The 17,313-nt window shown below is 45.3% G+C and carries 16 protein-coding genes; 8 read left to right on the top strand and 8 right to left on the bottom strand.

All coding sequences use genetic code 11. The annotated features are described in order from the left end of the window. Window positions 1–48: 48 nt before the first annotated feature. Window positions 49–804, top strand: coding sequence for a TSUP family transporter (locus tag AAJP47_RS03350; protein ID WP_346716472.1), 756 nt, complete (start codon window positions 49–51; stop codon window positions 802–804). Window positions 805–1,057: 253 nt separating this feature from the next. Here AAJP47_RS03350 and AAJP47_RS03345 read toward each other — a convergent pair whose 3' ends face one another. From AAJP47_RS03345 to radC, 3 genes are all read right to left on the bottom strand, one after another. After that, entirely contained in the window at window positions 1,058–2,434 is a 1,377-nt protein-coding gene (locus AAJP47_RS03345) for a dicarboxylate/amino acid:cation symporter (RefSeq protein ID WP_346716471.1), read from the bottom strand. Between the two features lie 364 nt (window positions 2,435–2,798). Then, window positions 2,799–5,738, bottom strand: a complete 2,940-nt coding sequence (locus tag AAJP47_RS03340) for an acyl-CoA dehydrogenase (RefSeq protein WP_346716470.1) — start codon at window positions 5,736–5,738, stop codon at window positions 2,799–2,801. A 539-nt stretch (window positions 5,739–6,277) separates the two neighbouring features. After that, window positions 6,278–6,961, bottom strand: coding sequence for a RadC family protein (radC, locus tag AAJP47_RS03335; protein WP_346716469.1), 684 nt, complete (start codon window positions 6,959–6,961; stop codon window positions 6,278–6,280). Window positions 6,962–7,129: 168 nt separating this feature from the next. Here radC and coaBC point away from each other — a divergent pair, with 168 nt between their 5' ends. Then, the gene (gene coaBC, locus AAJP47_RS03330) at window positions 7,130–8,500 is read left to right on the top strand and encodes a bifunctional phosphopantothenoylcysteine decarboxylase/phosphopantothenate--cysteine ligase CoaBC (RefSeq protein WP_346716468.1); all 1,371 of its coding nucleotides are present in this window, start codon (window positions 7,130–7,132) and stop codon (window positions 8,498–8,500) included. Window positions 8,501–8,599: 99 nt separating this feature from the next. Continuing rightward, window positions 8,600–9,355: a sulfite exporter TauE/SafE family protein gene (locus AAJP47_RS03325; RefSeq protein WP_346716573.1), complete on the top strand. Its 756-nt coding sequence runs from the start codon at window positions 8,600–8,602 to the stop codon at window positions 9,353–9,355. 11 nt (window positions 9,356–9,366) lie between these two features. Here AAJP47_RS03325 and AAJP47_RS03320 read toward each other — a convergent pair whose 3' ends face one another. From AAJP47_RS03320 to AAJP47_RS03305, 4 genes are all read right to left on the bottom strand, one after another. Further along, complete coding sequence (locus AAJP47_RS03320) at window positions 9,367–9,573, bottom strand: DUF2905 domain-containing protein (RefSeq protein WP_346716467.1); 207 nt, start codon at window positions 9,571–9,573, stop codon at window positions 9,367–9,369. A gap of 206 nt (window positions 9,574–9,779) precedes the next feature. Then, window positions 9,780–10,697: a histone deacetylase family protein gene (locus tag AAJP47_RS03315; RefSeq protein WP_346716572.1), complete on the bottom strand. Its 918-nt coding sequence runs from the start codon at window positions 10,695–10,697 to the stop codon at window positions 9,780–9,782. Window positions 10,698–10,801: 104 nt separating this feature from the next. Continuing rightward, entirely contained in the window at window positions 10,802–11,557 is a 756-nt protein-coding gene (locus AAJP47_RS03310; RefSeq protein WP_346716466.1) for a YbjN domain-containing protein, read from the bottom strand. Between the two features lie 58 nt (window positions 11,558–11,615). Beyond that, the gene (locus tag AAJP47_RS03305; RefSeq protein WP_346716465.1) at window positions 11,616–12,719 is read right to left on the bottom strand and encodes a hypothetical protein; all 1,104 of its coding nucleotides are present in this window, start codon (window positions 12,717–12,719) and stop codon (window positions 11,616–11,618) included. Window positions 12,720–12,852: 133 nt separating this feature from the next. On the opposite strand from AAJP47_RS03305, the gene ccmA reads away from it, so the two are divergent. The 5 genes from ccmA to ccmE all read left to right on the top strand — a co-directional run bounded on the left by ccmA (window position 12,853) and on the right by ccmE (window position 16,342). Beyond that, complete coding sequence (gene ccmA / locus AAJP47_RS03300; RefSeq protein ID WP_346716464.1) at window positions 12,853–13,482, top strand: heme ABC exporter ATP-binding protein CcmA; 630 nt, start codon at window positions 12,853–12,855, stop codon at window positions 13,480–13,482. 198 nt (window positions 13,483–13,680) lie between these two features. Further along, complete coding sequence (locus AAJP47_RS03295) at window positions 13,681–14,358, top strand: heme exporter protein CcmB (RefSeq protein WP_346716571.1); 678 nt, start codon at window positions 13,681–13,683, stop codon at window positions 14,356–14,358. 236 nt (window positions 14,359–14,594) lie between these two features. Beyond that, entirely contained in the window at window positions 14,595–15,383 is a 789-nt protein-coding gene (locus AAJP47_RS03290; protein WP_346716463.1) for a heme ABC transporter permease, read from the top strand. A 16-nt stretch (window positions 15,384–15,399) separates the two neighbouring features. Beyond that, entirely contained in the window at window positions 15,400–15,636 is a 237-nt protein-coding gene (ccmD, locus tag AAJP47_RS03285) for a heme exporter protein CcmD (RefSeq protein WP_346716462.1), read from the top strand. Between the two features lie 205 nt (window positions 15,637–15,841). Further along, complete coding sequence (gene ccmE, locus AAJP47_RS03280; RefSeq protein ID WP_346716461.1) at window positions 15,842–16,342, top strand: cytochrome c maturation protein CcmE; 501 nt, start codon at window positions 15,842–15,844, stop codon at window positions 16,340–16,342. A gap of 101 nt (window positions 16,343–16,443) precedes the next feature. Here the strand turns inward: ccmE and AAJP47_RS03275 are convergent, their stop codons facing one another. Beyond that, window positions 16,444–17,292 carry an aldo/keto reductase gene (locus AAJP47_RS03275; RefSeq protein ID WP_346716460.1) on the bottom strand — a complete coding sequence of 283 codons (849 nt, stop codon included), beginning with the start codon at window positions 17,290–17,292 and terminating at the stop codon, window positions 16,444–16,446. Between the last annotated feature and the right edge of the window lie 21 nt (window positions 17,293–17,313).

Here is a 17,313-nt window from a genome sequence, read left to right as displayed (position 1 = left end):
GCTTTTAGACTTTTCTCTTATCTATCATCCATTCTGAAGGCCAGTGTCATGGACTTATCACTCTCTTTAGAGATTATTTTAATGCTGACGGCTGTGGCAACGCTAGCAGGATTCATTGACGCCATCGCTGGTGGTGGCGGTTTATTGACCATACCTGCCATGTTACTTGCTAACATTCCGCCCGTCCTAACACTTGGCACCAATAAACTACAGGCAGCTTCTGGTGCGTTAGCGGCATCGATCACGATGATAAGAAAAGGCGTTGTCAAACCGCAGCGTATCAAAGTTGCCATTATTGCCGCGTTTATCGGCTCGGTGATTGGAACGATTGCCGTCCAAATGTCTCCGCCAGATTTGCTCGAAAAGCTGATTCCGTTTTTGATTGCCGCCATCGGTATTTATACTTTGTTTGCGCCTAGGCTGGGTGAAGTCGAGGCGGCACCGCGTATCTCAGAGAGCAAGTGGCAAAAGATAGTCGCGCCACTGATTGGGTTTTATGATGGTTATATTGGCCCCGGTACCGGCATGTTTTTTGCGCTCGGCAATGTGGCATTACGCGGTCGTCAGATTATAGAAGCGACGGGTACGGCAAAAGTATTGAACCTATCGACCAATATTGGCTCATTGATCTTTTTTATCTTGGGCGGCAATGTCTTGTGGAAAGTAGGGCTGGCGATGATGGTGGGGCAAGCGATAGGCGCGTATTTTGGTTCTCACATGGTGGTTAAGGGCGGAAGCAGGCTGATTCGACCTTTGATTGTACTGGTGTGCTTGGCGATGATCACCAAATATGTGATGGGGTAGTAGGTAACAAACTGATTGAGTCGGCTCTATAGCCGATGCACTATAAAAAGAGCATAGCGCTACTAGAATGAATGTTGCACAGCCTCTAGGAACGCCGCAAGCCAGTAAAATGTATACCAGTAGCGCATTTAAGTCCGTATAACCGTTTTATTTTCAGCTGACTATATTTTCTGTCCGATATAAAAAAACCTCAGCCCATGTGCATATGTGACTGAGGTTTTTTATGTTATGAATAGCTATTTAGCAGAAGTGGTTAGTGACGACGGTCAACGTCATCGTACTCACTACCCATGATGCCATCATTCATGACTTTAGAGAATTCACGCTCATTGTCTTCATCAATGTGAGCATCGAATACGTCTTTAGAGCCGGCCTCAGGATCATTATAAACGGCTAAGTCCATTTTACCTTCTGACTTTGCCACAATGGCTGTCACTGCTGCATCACCGCCGACGTTAACAGCCGTACGTAACATATCAAGGATACGATCCACACCTAAGATGAGGCCAATACCTTCGATAGGTAAGCCCACTTGAGCAAATACCATTGATAGCATAATCAAGCCAACACCAGGAACCCCTGCCGTTCCGATAGAGGCCAATACCGACATCAAGATGACAATCAGATAGTCGGTCACACTCAAATCAATACCATAAATATTGGCAATAAAAATGGTCGCGGTCCCTTGCATAATGGCCGTACCATCCATATTGATGGTCGCACCAAAAGGAACGGTAAACGAAGCGACTGAGTTATTAACGCCCATGCGCTTAGTTACGGTACGCAACGTAATAGGAATGGTTGCGTTTGAGCTTGAGGTACTAAACGCAAAAATTTGTACTTCGCGCATTTTTGCCAAAAAAGTCTTGATCGACAAACCTGAAAACAGTTTGAGAACGATCATCATGGTAATAAAAAAGTGGAAAGCCAGCGAACCAACCAGGACGGCAACGTAACCAAGCAATGACCAAATAAGATCCAAACCAAGCTCAGCCATGGCTTTGGTTAACAGCGCAAACACACCGTATGGTGCAAGGTTCATAATGATGGTCACCATTTTTAGGATGACTTCATTGATAAGCTCCAAGCTTTGCACCAATCCTTTGGCAGGCTTGCCGACCATCAAAATACTGATACCAATAAGAATAGCAAAGAAAATAATCGATAACATGTCACCGTTTGCCATCGCGCTGATGGGATTAGATGGCACGATATTAGAAAATACGTCTATTAACGGCGGTGCTGATGTGGCTTCAAAAGCAGCTTCCGTTGCGATATTCATGCCTTTGCCGATACCAAACACAATGCCAAGTCCGATCGCGGTTGCAATGGCTAATGCGGTTGTCATCATATAGATAAAAAATGTCTTACCGCCGATACGCCCAAGCAAGCGAATGTCGCCAATACCGCAAACGCCGCAAATAAGGGAGATGAGTACTAATGGGACAACCAGCATCTTTAGCGAGTTAACAAACAGTTTGCCAATAATGGCGAGAAAACCGTTGGTTATGTAGGTATGAACAAAACCGCCTTCCGCATTCAGTCCTGAATAATTGATAAATAAACCCAGTATGATACCAAGCGCCATGGCAACGATGATCTTGCCCGTCAGTCCCATATTTTTCCACATAATATATATCCTTTTTATACAAAATGCCCAGTATCAGATATAGCAGCATTAATGATTGTCACATTGATGCTGCTATATTTAATGCTTCATTGTTGGAGATTTTCTGTCCATTGCTTATGTCAAATGACTGCGCAATATAAAATAATTATTAAGGTCACTGCAACATATTTTTATAGTTTAGTGCATAGGTATTTCATATTTAAGCCATTTAGAGCATTTTTTAGGATCAACAAAGGGAATAGTAATACACTTTGGAGAGCGTTAAGAAGTAAAATATTCATCTACCAACAAAAAAGACTGCCCAAGTTGGACAGTCTTTTTTATGCAAAGGATTTAAACAACGATATTTAAGGCTGTTAGCTGCTTAGACTTTATCGTTTTCGTCACGACGCAGGCCGTCTTGCCACTTAGTATCAGTGCTATCGCTGGCATGAGTAGAAGGTGCTTTCTCTACATTGTCAGTCGTCATGTCCGCATTTCTAGGGCGCTCAGTGTCAAGCACCTGTTTAGAGTCGTCCGCGTTGTACTGATTTTGATTGTGATTATTGCCCATTCGCTCATTCAAATGCGAGGCGGCGTCACGATGACGATGATCAAGGGCTTCGGCATCAGGGTTTGAGTCAGTGAAACTCGCTTGATCTTGCTTTTCTTGAGCGGTGTGCTGCTCAGAGACCATTTCTACATCGCCGTCACTCTCATAACCATGATTGGGATTGGCGTCGCCAGTCTCTTCATTTTTATCCGTCGCTGCATTACTATCGGCTGGGATACCGTGCTTAGCTTGCGCATCATTTTTTAGCTGAGCATAGTCGGTAAGCTGCTGTACCGCATTATCAAGGCTATGAGGGTTGCCACGTTTCAGCGCTTTTACAAGATGCTCATCAAACACATCCGTCAACAATGAGTCAAAACGCAGGGCGTTATATTGAATAAGAACTTCGGCTTCTTCTTCTGTAATCTCATTGTTTTGACTGGCATAAACCACATGGTCCTCAAACGTAAGACCTTCAAAGCTGTCTTTATGCTCTGCTTTTTTAAATTTCTGCCATAACGGTTCTATGTCGAGTAACGTTTGATAAGCGTGTTCCATACGTCCGGTTATATCATCAGCTTCTGTGTTGTAGTAAACCATGGTCTTGAGATAATCGCGGAATGGATTGGCCTCAAAGTCATCCATAAAGGTATCACCCAATTGACGTTTTAACTCATCACTTGGTGGAGTGAAGATACGACCACTTGGGAAAGTCACAAAGCTGACCACACCCGCTGCCATACGATTTGGGAAATTGTCAAAGAACGTCAAAAACGCTTCTTGAATGGTGTAGAGACTGTTTTGTAAAGCCACTTCAGCGTGCAAGCGTTCTGACTCTGATTTGGTACCATGCTCATAAAACTGCAAAATAGCAGTTGAGATAAATAGATGACCATGAATATCGGCAAGGCGACCCGAAAGCATCTCTTTACGTTTTAAATCACCCGCAAGCAAACCTAGTGCCATATCAGCGGTTAATGCAAAACTCGCGCTCAAACGATTGATGTGCTTATAATAAGGGCGGGTAAAGTTATCAGAAAAGCTTGGGGCGTGACTGCTGCCACCAACGTATCCTGCCACAAATGCTTTTGCCCCGCGGTTGAAGGTATAGCCCAAATGCTTGAAGAACATATTATCGAATTCTTTGAGCGCGCCTTTTTTGTCTTCACTTTGTAGTAGTTGCAGCTCATCAAATAGATAAGGGTGACAGCGCATCGCCCCTTGACCAAATATCATCAATGAGCGCGTCAAGATATTGGCACCTTCGACGGTAATAGAAACAGGAATCGCCTGATAAGGCGTTGCCAAAAAGTTGCGTGGCCCCATCTGTACGGCACGACCACCAACCACATCCATACCGTCGTTTACCACACCGCGCATGGTTTCGGTGGCATAATATTTTGCCATGGCAGTCATGACAGATGGCGTACCGCCTTGATTCAGACCGCACGTCACAAGATGACGAAAGGCTTCTAACATATAGGTATTACTCGCCATACGGCTGGTAGCATCTTGCACACCTTCAAACTTACCAACCGAAATCTTAAACTGTTCACGAACCTTGGCGAACGCGCCGACAGACAAATACGTCATTTCACTGGCTGACGTTGATAGGGCAGGTAAAGAGATACCACGACCCACGCCCAAGCACTCCATCAGCATGCGCCAGCCGCGACCCGCATTTTCAACGCCACCAATGATGTAATCTAACGGAATAAAGACATCTTTGCCATCGACCGTCCCGTTCATAAAGGGTGAACCGATAGGATTATGACGCGGCCCTGTAACCACGCCTTCATGGCTGGCAGGGACAAGGGCGCAAGTGATACCGTAATCGGTCTTTTTAGGATCGCCAAGCAAGCCTTCTGGATCATGCATTTTGAATGCCAAGCCTACAACAGTGGCGATAGGTGCTAAAGTGATCCAGCGTTTTGAGAAGTTCATACGTAGACCAAGAACGTTTTCGCCCTCATGCATCCCGTAGCAAACCACCCCTGTATCAGGAATAGCACCAGCATCAGAGCCTGCCTCAGGCCCTGTCAAACCAAAGCAAGGAACTTCATCACCGTTGGCAAGGCCTGGTAGCCAGCGTTGTTTTTGCTCATCTGTGCCGTAATGCATCAAAAGCTCGCCTGGACCGAGCGAGTTTGGCACCATACAAGTGACGGCAGCGGTAGGTGAGCGTGACGCGATCTTACTCATGACACGGCTTTGGGCATAAGAGCTAAACTCTAGGCCGCCAAATTCTTTTGGAATGATTAAACCTAAAAAACCATTACTTTTGATAAATTGCCATGCTTCAGGAGACAAGTCTTTGTCTTCATGCTGAATCTTCCACTCGTCAAGCATCGCACAGAGCGTTTCTACTTCGTTATCAATAAAGCTTTGCTCTTGTTCTGATAACTTTGGATACGGATAATTTGCAAACGTGTCCCAATTAGGCGCGCCCATGAAGAGCTCTTTTTCCCACCAGCTCGTACCAGCATCGAGCGCTTCACGTTCAGTGTCACTCATACTAGGCATGGCCCCGCCCAACGTTTTGTAGACAGGCTTAGTAATTAACGACTGTCTAATGGGCGCGATGAGTAAAACCAAACACAATAGGGCAATGGGTATGCCTAATAACAGCGACCAAGGGCTAATGAGCGCGGTAACAATGACGGTTATCAGGGCAACAACGCTGCCTGTGACCCGCGATAAGGACAACAAAAAGATGGCCAAAACCATGGCTAATTGAATGAGAATTGCTAATATAAATAAGCCAATGGCCATGACTGTCTCCTTTATGACGCTAAATGAAAAGCGTAAAAAATATGAATAGCTGTTTTTTGAATCAGTATTTTTAAATCGATGTTGTTTGCATTTATATATTTATTGTTCTAGGCGGTGATCTATCCTTTCGCATTTTCATTAAAGCTCTAGTCGCGTTTTCATTTAAGCTCTAGATTGCTAGCGAAAACGATCAAAATGAGTTAGCTATCAATATGAGACAGTTATCGATAACTATCAGTAGTTAAAATGCTACGCTGTGTCGATAATATGTATCACGTAGCTTTACACTAAGTTTCTCTTTGTTAATTTACAACGAGCGTGTAAAACTATTTTATAAAACAACCCTGTGAAGCTATGCTATAAACGTCCATGAGATAAACACGGAAAACAATCTTCGAACCCTGCAAATCAGCTGTGAAAAGGTCGCTATAAAAACAGGTCACTATAAAAACAGGTCACTATAAAGTCGTTATAAAAAAGGTCACTATAAAAAAGAGCCAGCATGGATGGTATGAATTTTCTACCACCTCTATCACGCCCTAATCGAAAGGCATTAAACAACTTTCTGCATAAGATAAGGTGTCATTACGTCCCACAATAATATGATCGACCAGCGCTATGTCTAATAAATCACAGGCTTTTTTTAGCTCATAGGTCAGTAGATTGTCTGCGGTGGATGGCTTGGAGTCGGTGTGTGGATGGTTGTGCGCAACGATTAACTGGCTGGCTGCGTGACTCAAGGTGTGCCGTAACACATGTTTGATACAGACAGAACAGGACGAAATACCGCCTGTAAACAGTATCTCAAAATTTAAAAGATTCAGTCCGTTGTCCAAACAAAGAACGGCAAAGACTTCACGAGACTCACCGCGCAGCTGCGTACTGATATAATCCTTGACCACTTGCGAGCGCCCAAGCGCTTGACCTGTTTTAAGCTTACTGTCTAGATAGCGCGTTCCCATCTCAAGCGAGGCAAGTATCTGAGAGTACTTGGCAGGACCAATACCGTGGTAAGCAAGTACCGTATCTTGAGGCGCTGCCAATAATTCAGCCAAACTACCAAATTGTTCAATGAGATGACGGGCAAGCTCGATAGCTGATTGCGACTGTGTGCCTGTCCGCAAAAATATTGCCAAAATCTCGGCATCGGTCAAATGTGCGGCACCAAATTTCAGTAGTTTTTCGCGTGGTCTGTCTTCTTCATGCCAATCTTTAATGGCCATTGTTTCTCCTCAGCGGTGGGTGGGTTGCAAATGCCTTTGTTAGATACCGAAATTGAATACTTAAGTTAAATACTTAAGTTAAATACGGAAAATCTTACCCAACTTATCTCATACTTGTTACTATAAGCGCAATTTTTATCTTTCAACTTTTTCATTGATACCATACTTATGTCCAATATTGTGCTTGCTATTACTGGCGGTATCGCCGCTTATAAATCTGCCATTTTTGCCCGCTTACTGATCAAAGCAGGCTTTGATGTGCGTGTCATTATGACCACAGGCGCTCAAGCGTTTATCACTCCTCTAACCTTGCAAGCCTTGACTGGTAATGAGGTACACATCTCATTGCTTGATGAAAAAGCAGAAGCTGGGATGGGACATATCGAGCTGGCTAAGTGGGCGAATCTAGTGGTCATTGCGCCAGCGTCTGCCAACACGCTTGCACGCCTTGCTATGGGGATGGCCGATGATTTGTTGACGACTGTGTGCCTTGCAACGGCGGCACCCGTTATTGTTGCGCCCGCGATGAACCAGCAGATGTGGGCGCATCCAGCGGTCAATCTAAACGTACAAACATTACGTGATATGAATTATCACATGATACAACCAGCCAGTGGTGAGCAAGCTTGCGGGGATGTGGGCGCGGGACGATTGCCTGAGCCTGAACAGTTATTGGCTGAGGTGCTCTTATTTACCGCCATGCAAACCACGCCGCAACTGCTAGCAGACAAGCGCGTCGTGATTACAGCGGGCGCGACGGTAGAAGCCATCGATCCGGTACGTTATTTGTCCAATCACTCAACAGGCAAGATGGGCTTTGCTTTGGCGCGTGCTTGTGTGGCTGCTGGGGCCGAAGTGATTTTGATTGCGGGTGGTAAGGTGTCTCTACCAACGCCGCTTAACGTCACTCGTATTGATGTGTTGTCTGCTAAAGATATGCTACTTGCCGTCCAGCAATGCATCGATGGCACACATAGTGCGCTACCGTCAGCCTTTGCAGAGGAACATGATCACCACCACGATCATGACCATCACCATCATCACGATGACTGTAACTGCGGCGATGAACATAACGAGGCACATGTGAGCGCGGTTAGCAGCAATGACGGCACGAGAGTCGCTGATATCTTTATTGCGACAGCAGCAGTGGCTGATTATCGAACTGAAGAAGCGGCACCGCAAAAAATCAAAAAAACCCAAGACGCCATGACACTGAACTTGGTCAAAAACCCTGATATCTTGGCCACTGTTTCACTTGCCAATCCTGACTTATTTGTCGTTGGGTTTGCCGCCGAAACGCAAGACGTCGAGCACTATGCTCGCGGTAAGCTTGTCTCTAAAAACTTAGATTTAATCGCGTGCAATGACGTCTCACGAGCTGATATTGGTTTTGCCAGTAATGATAATGCCATGCAAGTGTTCTTTTCTGAACGCTATGAGCGAGAAGCAGTCGCTCTGGAAAAGGCTAGTAAGGATAAGATCGCCGAGCAATTGGCGCTCATAATTGGTGAGTCACTTTGGCAACGTCAAAATGGGTAGCCGTGCCGTTCGGTGCGCCGTCATCAAGGCCATCATTAAGACAGGAACTAAACTTTGAGTGAGACGGCAGGTGTGCCGACAACTGTCGATGACGATAGTATGCAGACAGTAATGCTGCTTGTTATCTTTGCGCTGGCGTCCTTATTACATGGTATCAGTGGACTGGGCGTGACGTTGGTGACAACCACAGCGCTTGCCAGTATTTATCCATTACCGCACGCCATTATATTAACTCTCTTTCCATCGCTGGTGCTCAATGCGACGACGTGGCTGGCGGGCGGCGGGCGTACGCTTTGGCAAAATTTTATTTATTACGGCAGGCGCTATTGGTTGCTTGCTTTGATGAGTTTGCTCGGCAGTATTTTGGGCGCAAAGTTATTATTGTGGGTGGATAGCGCTTATATATTGTTGGTACTGGCAGCGGTCATCGGTTTTTATGTGATAAGCAGCCTACTGGGTAAGCAGATTCGTTTGCCTGATACCAAGCCTGTACTGATCGGTGTGGGATTTGGTGCAGGTGTTATTGGTGGCTCGACCAATGCCATGTCGACCATATTGATGATGTACTTATTGTCTGCCAGCGATGATAAAAACACCATCGCCAAAGTGGGTAATATGTGCTATTTTTTGGGCAAAATCGCTCAAATTATCGTTTTACGTGAGCCATTGATGGCACTAAGTAATAGTGAGTGGCAACTGATTGCATTATTAAGTGCTATATCTATGGTGGCGCTTTTGGTTGGCATTCGCTTACGTCGTTACTTACCACAAGCACGCTTCCGCCAGCTTATTTTAGTAATCTTGACCGTGCTTGGGTTGCGCGTAGGCTGGCAGGGGATAACCACGCTTCTTTAATAGAAGTATAACTAGCGATTAAATAAATTTAGAATGATCGTCGCAACGACGCTGATCACGATCATGGTAACCACAGGGAAATACACCCGCGTATTACCGGATGTGTGCTTAACATCGCCTGGCAAGTTACCTATCCACGAAAAGGCACTGGGAAACACTAGCCAAATTACGCCGACGATCACCAGCACAATGCCGATACCTATTAATATTTTTGCCATGTAAAACTGCCTTATAAAGTAACCAAGCAATTAGGTAAATATTGAGTTGCTCCATAGTTGCTTTCGTTTAAAAAAATACATATTGCTGGGATGAATTTTTTGAAGCCTCTGTCGGCGAAGGCACCGCAAGTGGGGAAAATTTATCCCAGCAATGCTTTTTTATGTCAGTCTGCTATGTTGAACTGGCGACGAGGTACGTCATTGAACTAATTAGTGGTCTCACTAAAATAAATCTGCTGCGCCAATCGAAAGGTATTACAGTGCGCTTCCACCACCTCTTCGATGTCTTCTGAATAACCGCCGCCCATGACAATGGCGATAGGAATATTGGCGACTTTCGCTTGACGCAGTACATATTCATCACGTGCTTTGCAGCCTTCGATCGTTAGCCCCAGCTTTCCCAGTTTGTCAGTGGCAAGTACATCAACCGCCGATTGATAAAATATCATATCGGGCGCAAACTCGTCTATTAAGCGGGGAAGGATGTTCTTTAAAATGGCTAAGTATTCCTCATCGCCCGTCTCGTTATCCAACTCAATATCCAAATCTGATATTTGCTTACGAAACGGGTAGTTTTTGGCGCCATGCATACTAAAGACGAACACGCGTGGCTCGTCGCGCATAATGCTGGCATTGCCATTGCCTTGATGCACATCCAAGTCTACGATCAGAATTTTTTGTGCTTGTCCGCGATTGAGTAATAAGTTGCTGGCGATACAGACATCGTTAAGAACGCAAAATCCTTCGCCATGGTCGGCAAACGCGTGATGTGTGCCACCCGCGACATTCATTGCCACGCCATATTGCTGAGCAAATAAGGCGCATTCATAAGTAGCGTGAGCAATATAACGACCACGCTCGACCAGCGTTGATGTCATCTCAAAACCAATGGCGCGAGCCTCTTTTCGGGGCAGCGTTTGGGTTTTGAGATGATGCCAGTAATCGGGCGTATGCGTGGTTAAAATCTCCTCTTCGCTTAATCGAGCAGGCGCAAAAAAATTCTCATTATTAATGGTCCCTTCAGCCAATAGACGCTCAGGAATGAGTGTGTATTTTTGCATAGGGAAACGGTGTTTTTCGGGTACCGAATAACGAAAAATGTCAGAGTAAGCAATTTTTAGCATCATATCAAAAGAATTCTTATTGGATGAGGTTTGTAAGGTTTTAAAAGTTTTACGAGAAAGGATGTAAGGATTAGCCTACATGTAACTGATGGCCTTATTATTCTTTACTGCACAAACTGGGTGGGCAAAAAGAAGGTACGCGCATCGGTTTGCTCGCGCAGCTCTATGAGTAACGTCTGCAAGTCTTCAGCCGGATCTTGGTTGCTAACCAAGTTGCTAAATAACTCATTAGCAACCGTGATCATGGCAATCGTACTTTGCAATAGGTGATCAATAATCTCATTATTAATGCCAACTGCTTCGACATCGATGGCGTATTTGTAACGTATTTCACCATCATTGATATCTATTTCTAGATTGCCAATGAGCATGTCGTAATTGAGCTGGGTAATCAGTAGCATTGCCGCGCTTTGATGAGTCTCTGGTATCAAAAATGGCAAGATTCCGTAGACAGCGAGCAGCTTGGTTTTTTCTTGCACACGAAACAGATAGCCGCAGTTCAGCTGCTGATGCTGCATTCTTAATGACAAATGATGTGATTGCTGACCGTCATGGGTTTTGGGTCGATAGTAAGTGTAGTGCCACTGTTTTTCATCAAAATAATGTTTTAAGACATCGACAATGGGCGTGTCAGAACGCTCGTGCTTTTTTGTGATCGGTTCAGAAGCGTTAACATGCAAGCGCTCATTGTCGTGTTCTTTATTTTGAGTTGAGACATTGCGTGTCTTTAGGTTGGCACTATCAACAAGGTGTGAAGAGACCGTCGACTTATTGCCGTCCTCATTCGTCGGCTGCGGCGCTGAGGTGGTCAGGAACCGTTTGATCTTTTGCCACAAGCTGAGTTTGTTGCGTTGGCTCATAATAAATAGTGTACTGACAATTAAATGAAGTTAAATATAGAAAAACATAAACGATCAATTATTGATCGTTCAATGTCAGACCGTTTTTAATCGTTGGCTGATCATAAAACGCTTGCAGCATCTCGCGGGTGTGTGCTTCAAACCACGCGCTGTTTAGAGCATCGTGTACGATAGGCAATAGCGCTGTGCTAAATTGGCTCATGGCCTCGGCATCGACATATAAGCTTGCCGCGATGGTCGCCATAGAATCGGTTTGATGATTGGCGTACCACGTATCGATGCCCGCTGCCACAAGGCTATGCACATAAGGCGACAGGCGCAAGCGGTTATAGCTTTGCTGAATACTGGCTTCAATATGCTCGATACTGCTGTCATCAGGCTCATCACGCAGGTAGGTTTGGATATGACTGACTGGCTGCTCTTTGATTCGTGCCCAACCTGTGATTAACAATCGCGCGACTTCTTCGTTTGATAAGTGCTCTTGCGCATTGGCCTCTGCTCGGCGTGCCAAATCTTTGATATTACGATTCAAATAGGCTTGCAGCTTTTCATCAAGGTTTCTGTTGGTGGCTTTTTCAAACGAGCTGCGCCCAAGTTTCATCAGTTTACCGACGCCGCCTGCTTTATCGAGCGTGGTTTCCATAAAATCATTGATGGCATGGTAGAGCGTTTGGGTAAGTAAATCGGCAAAGGTTTCGTTGCCGACCAGCGTATGAATCAAGACATTACGCTGCTGCTCATGACTGCCGACATAATTGGCGAGCATCTCAACCTGCGTGTCGTCTACCAGCTCAGACAACGGCACGTTGTCATTGACGGGATGATAAATCACGGCGTGTAAGATATCACGGATATCCGTACGCATTATCTCGCTCATTGGCTGACTCAGAATCCAATCATTGATAAGATACTGCAAATGATCGCGGCTGACGTATTTGTGTAGCGGTTGCTCGCCAAACCACTGCCAAGCCTCTCGGCTCAAAGGCTCAGATTGCTTATACAGCCACTGCTGCATAAACGCAACTTGGGCATCGATGAGGCTCTCTATAGTCAAGGCGCTACTTTCAGTAGTATCTTTTTGACTAGCATTTGACTGACTAGCATTTGTGTGAGTAGTATCTGCCTGAGGCGTTTGGTTTTGGCTGTCTTTTGAAGTCTGCATAGGTTTTAAGGTCATAGTTATCGACAATTTGTTATACTGTGTGTTTTTAGTACGTATAAAGTATTATGCCACGAACATGGTACTTGTTTGTGATGAATAGTGACTGCCGCTTGATAAATAATGAGAGGTTTTGATGACGGCTTTGGATACACCCTTACTTGTACTTGATGAGTTGACCGTTCAACGCGATGAAGTTCCGCTCTGTGAAGCGGTGTCACTACACTTATCGGCGGGTAGTATTTGTCACCTTATTGGTGCCAATGGAACAGGTAAGACGACGCTATTGATGCAGCTGGCTGGCCTGTTGCCAGTGCTGACAGGTGAGGTTGCTTATCAAGGAAGCACAGGCTTGCCCACACAGCCTTTGTATATCTCGCATCAGTTAGGTATTCATCCCAATCTCACGGTCGCACAAAACCTGACATTTTTGCTCAATTTGTATGGTATCACGCCAAGTCCTGACGACATTGATGATGCGCTCACATGGGTGGGATTACAAGGGTTTGAAACCATCAGCTCAAGCCATTTGTCTGCGGGGCAAACCCGCCGTATCACTCTTGCAAGATTGTATTTATTGACGCCTGAGGTGACGGAATTGTGGCTACTCGATGAGCCTTTTACCGCGCTTGATGTCGATATGGTGGCGCGCATGGAAGACAAGTTACGCGACTTTGCCAATGCGGGCGGGGCAATCTTAATGACCAGTCACCAATCAGTGGGCGTGGCCAATCAGGTACTCGATTTGACAGAGCATATGGTGTAGCGCATTTATCGAAATCCTGCACCGCTCTCGACAGTAAGCAATAAAAAAACCATACCAATAGTACGCTGATACTGACGTATCGAGCTTATGTCGTACTGATCATAATATAAGTGCGATAAGTATAAGTAGAAGAGCGAATAAATGACACAAACCGACAGTCCCTTACAGGCCGCGAATAATCGCTCAAATACAGTCGCAATGACGCGTGGTATTCGCTTTGGGCAGTTGTGGACGCGCGAATGGCAGGTCAAGCAGCAAGGCGCGGTGCAATGGCTATACCCTTTGGTGCTGTTTTTAGTCATTATTACCTTGTTTCCGCTGGCCGTCGGTAGTGAGCCTGCGCTTTTGCAGCGCCTTGGGGTATCAGCGGTGTGGATTGCGGCGTTGTTATCGCTTGTGATGGGCGTGGATGGTTTATTTAAGCCTGCCCTCGATAACGGGACACTGGCACAATTGGTCGTTGCCAACGCCTCATTGCCCTTATGGGTGCTGATTCGCTTGGCGATTCATTGGGTGTTTAGCAGCGGTATTGTGGCCGTACTCAGTTTATTGGCGGTGCCTTTATTTCAGTTAAGCTGGTTTGAGGCAGGGATATTGATGGCTTCTATTGTCACAGGTAGCCCTATGCTACTGATGCTCTCGGCCGTCGCCAGTAGCCTGACACTATCATTGAAAAACGGCGCTGTACTGGTGCCTTTGATTGCGTTGCCCATGCAGTTGCCCGTCCTAATATTTGCGACAGGGGCGGTCGATTTATATGCCACGGGTCTCAATGGATTGCCTATATTGGCCTTATTATTGGCAGGCAGTATTGTGTCTGTTTTGGTAATGCCGTGGGTGATTGCACTGACCTTAAAAATGTCATGGTTGAATTGATTCAGCGAGTTATTGTTAATTCAGCGTTTCATTCAATGAGACAAGTGCCTTGTATGAACGCGCCTGATATTAACATCATGGTGAAAACTGGCAATTTTGTTATAATAGTCGATTCAGTACGCAAACAATTTTTTGTAGATTCTATCCAGTGTTTAACGCCAGCAGGTTGGCAGATAATAGCGCTCACCATGTGCCATGTCAGTCATCACCAGTAAGCTGAGCAATAGGTTAACTCCATGCCCAACCTGAATAATGTCTCATCTCCCAGCCTGTGGCAACGCATTTGGCAGGGTTTCTTGACCACTGTGGGTACCAAGCAGTTTTTTCGTATCTTTACGCCGTGGGTTAAATGGCTGGCGCTATTGGCGAGTCTCTGCTTGCTCATCGGCAGTGTGTGGGGACTGGCTTTTGCACCGCCTGATTATCTGCAAGGCAACAGTTACCGCATTATCTTTATCCATGTACCAGCGGCCAGTCTTGCTATCTCCATCTATTTTGCGCTTGCCATCTTGGGAGTGATTTATTTGGTATGGAAAATCAAGACGGCGAATCTGGTGGCGCAGGCGCTTGCACCAATTGGGTTTTTACTGTGTGTGATTAGTTTGTTGACCGGATCCATATGGGCAAAACCAACGTGGGGAACTTATTGGGTTTGGGATGCACGTTTAACATCGATGCTGATTTTGGCGTTTTTGTATGCCGGGGTGATGGCACTGTTTGCCGCCTTTGAACATACGGCTAACCGTGGTAAGGCCGCCGCTATTTTGTCTATCGTCGGCGCTGTCAACCTTCCTATTATCAAGTATTCAGTACAGTGGTGGAATACCTTGCATCAAGGTTCGACGTTTACCTTAACCGCTGCCCCAAAAATGTCGGCCGATATGTGGATGCCATTACTACTGATGATTATTGGTAGCTATCTAATGGTTGCCGCCTTAGTGATTTATCGTACCAACACCTTGATATTGTATCGTGACCAAGGCAAGGCATGGGTGAAAGAATACATCCGTGGTCAACACAAATAACGGCTAGGAAACTATTATGCAGCCCTATTTTTATAGCGTGTCTGAATTTATCGCCATGGGTAAGCATGGGGTTTTTGTGTGGTCATGCTGGGCAATTACGGTGGGTGTGATGCTGGCATTTGTTATTTATAGCCGCAGACAAAGACAAGCACTTATCAAACAGTTGACGATTCAGCAAGCACGTCAAGCACAGCGCACCGCTAAAACATCAACGCCTGCAACATCAGCGCCTGCCACGAAGCAGTCTCATTAGAAAAACCATCTTAATATCATAACGATATCGCCTTATCAGTGACGATGAGGCTTATTGATTTGTCTGAAAAATGCTACCATACAGTTATGAGAAGAGTACGATTAGAAAGACTTTTTTAGCACGTTTTTCTAATGGTAGATCCTTCAATATTTTTGTTTTATAGCGCCTAATCTATAAAACAGTGAGTCATCAATGAGGTAGTGGTATGAACGCAGTTCGTCGCAAAAAATTAATGTGGGTCATGTTTACACTAGCGGGGGCGGCGGTAGCCGTGGTGCTGGTGCTTTATGCCATTGGGCAACAGACCGATTACTACTTTGACGCTACGGCTATTGCGCAAGGTGAAGCGCCGCAAGACAAGCGTATTCGTGCAGGTGGTATGGTGGTGGCAGGCAGCGTTCAGCGCGCACCCAATGATCCACTAAGTATTGAGTTTGCAATTACCGATTTTAAATCCACGGTGCCTGTGACGTATCAAGGTATTTTGCCTGATTTGTTCGCTGAAAATTCAGGGGTGGTTGCCACAGGTAAAATGCAAGGCGGCACTTTTGTCGCAGGCGAAGTATTGGCGAAGCATGATGAGAACTATATGCCGCCCGAGGTTGCCAAGTCGATGAAAGAAAACAATCGCAATGGCGCAATCCCTCCTTCTGAGCAGTATAATCCTGCTGAAAAAGTTCATGAGACGAATACCTTGCAGCAGTAGCAGGCATCCTATTCATCTCGATATAAAAAAGCCACCGATCATCTCGGTGGCTTTTTTTAATATTTTAAATCAAATCACTGCTAAGGAGTAATGACTAAGGATTAGTCATCCCACACTGGGCTGTAATCAGGATGCTCAATTTTACGACCATCGGCACGGGCTAGGTTACCAATTTTTTCTAACTCGTCTGCACTAAGCGATACATTGATCGCATCCAAGTTGCCTTGCAGATGGTCAGGGTTAGATGTTTTTGGAATAGCAACGCGGTCTTTATCTGACAAAATCCAAGCCAATGAGATTTGAGCTGGCGTGACATTGTGCTTGTCCGCAATCTCTTTGATGGTGTCATTGTCAAAGACATCACCACGAGCAAGTGGCGAGTAAGCTTCTAACAAGATGTGATGGTTGTTTAGAAAAGTCTGTAGCGTATTTTGCTTGATAAATGGATGAAACTCCACTTGGTTTACCACAATAGGCACATCTGCATATTTCTCTGCTTCAGTGATATTGGCAATATTAAAGTTAGACACACCGATATGACGCGTTAATCCTTGTTTTTGTAGCTCACACAAGGCCGGAATCGTTTCAGATAATGGGACACGGTCGTCTGGCCAATGTAAAAGTAACAGATCGACATAATCGGTATCTAAGTTTTCTAACGAACGCTTAGCCGCTTCAGCCAATTTTTCTGGTTGAAACTTCATATCGTCTGGGAAGATTTTGGTGGTCAAAAAGAACTTGTCACGAGCAACGCCTGATTGCTTGATGCCTTGACCGACTTCTTTTTCATTGTCGTATGCTTGTGCGGTGTCGATATGTTCATAGCCCATTTCTAAGGCTTTTTTAACCACATCTATGCAATCTTGACCGGTCGACTGCCATGTGCCCAGTCCTAAGACAGGAATATTTGCTTGTCCAGCGGTACGCATTTTATAAGTTTTAGTACTCATATTATTATCCTTATTTTTTGT

Origin of the sequence: Psychrobacter halotolerans (assembly GCF_039680845.1) — a bacterium.
In the GTDB taxonomy this organism is placed as follows: Bacteria; Pseudomonadota; Gammaproteobacteria; order Pseudomonadales; family Moraxellaceae; genus Psychrobacter.
The sequence above is the reverse complement of the archived record's forward strand: the minus strand, read 5'-3'. Positions and strand labels throughout refer to the sequence as shown.